The following is a 1,507-nucleotide window of genomic DNA, read 5'->3' on the forward strand; positions in this document are numbered from 1 at the left end:
AAAGAAGCACCTCCCCAAATCTTGTATAATGGTAATATCCACAAAACCATAAAAAGACTGGAGGAGTGCTTCTTATGACCATTATACGACAACCAAGCCTATTTGGCATCCAAGAATTATACAACATGGAACCTACCCAAAAGTACGAAGCGATTATTTCTACGATAGATGTGGATGCCATCTATCATGCAGTAACTAAAAAGTCACGTTTTGGTGCACCTGAAGAACTAAATTATGCGGCCATGATTATTTCCTGTTTTGTGAGATATGTAGAACGAATCCCAACTATTAAAGATCTGATCAAACGTCTCCATGAGGATATTGCTTTTAAACTAAATTGTGGATTCCTCGTATCGGATGCCGTTCCGTCAGAAGCCTCTTACTCTCGGCTTGTGACGAAATTACTGGAGTGCGACATACTGGAGAAACAAAAAGAAAAAGTTGTGCTTCAAGCTATTGAAGAAGGCTTTATCACAGACGATACAGTTGCCATTGATGCCACTCATTTTGAAGCTCGTGACCAAGCGCCTCCGAAAGAAGAAAAGCCAAAGTCCGAGCAGAAAAAACGTGGGCGCAAAACAAAAGAAGAGCGTGAACAGTGGCTAAAAGACCAAGCCGAAAAAGAAGCAACTATGCCTTTATATGAAAAGAAAATAGAAGCACAATTAGATGTTCCTTTAGCGGAGTTGCGTTCCGAAGTTCCCATAGACCCAAAATGGGGCGTAAAGAAGAACTCGGAAGGAAAAAATGTTTTTTGGTTTGGCTACAAAGCTCACTTAATCGTTGGCACATCCAGTCAATATATTTTGGATTCACTCTTTTCATCAGGAAATCTAAATGATGGGAAGGCTGCCATCCCGTTGCTTAAGGGAATTCATGAGCGCTTTTTCGGGCTGAATTTACGTTATAATACGATGGATGCAGGCTATGACTTTGAACCGATTTACGAGCAAGTCCATCGGATGGGACAACAATCTGTGATTGCATACAACAAGCGAAATGAAGGGGAACTTCTGGGTTACGACAAACACTTTGCCCCAACATGTTTTCGTGAGCATTCGTACCGTTATGATAGCTTTGATGCCAAATATGAAACACTAAAATACACGAGCCCAAAAGAATGCAGGGAATGCCCTTTAGCGAATGAGGGCATTTGTCAAAAGGTTTATAAAATGAAAATAACGAAAGACCTTCGGAAGTATACTGCTCCAGCCCGCGGTTCCAAAGCATGGGACAATATTTACAAACGTCGCACCGCTGTAGAACGCGTGAACGCCTATCTTAAAGAATGGTTCCAATTGAACAATGTTCGTTATCGTACGGGAAAGCGTGCAAAAGTCCATTTTGACATGGTAACCCTTGTTTATAATGCATCAAAGCTCGCCGCGGATCGTATCGATGCGCAATTAAATCCATCACAAACTGCATGATTTCTGTTTTTAAAAATACAATTTAGAAATTCTGTACGTCTTTGTATTTTTAAAAAGAGCAATTATGAAATTGACTC

Annotated in this window: 1 protein-coding gene; it reads left to right on the top strand. The window is 40.5% G+C overall.

Features of this window, described 5'->3' with window-relative positions; translation table 11 throughout:
* Window positions 1-74 precede the first annotated feature (74 nt).
* The gene (locus SPD53_RS19715; RefSeq protein WP_336253574.1) at window positions 75-1,430 is read left to right on the top strand and encodes an IS1182 family transposase; all 1,356 of its coding nucleotides are present in this window, start codon (window positions 75-77) and stop codon (window positions 1,428-1,430) included.
* Window positions 1,431-1,507: the final 77 nt, after the last annotated feature.

This window comes from Oceanobacillus sp. MO10714A (assembly GCF_037072045.1).
In the GTDB taxonomy this organism is placed as follows: domain Bacteria; phylum Bacillota; class Bacilli; order Bacillales; family Amphibacillaceae; genus Oceanobacillus; species Oceanobacillus indicireducens.

What these genes read in the sequence shown, in the direction of transcription:
- SPD53_RS19715 (WP_336253574.1), top strand. Translation starts at nt 75, where the DNA reads ATGACCATTATACGACAACCAAGCCTATTTGGCATCCAAGAATTATAC.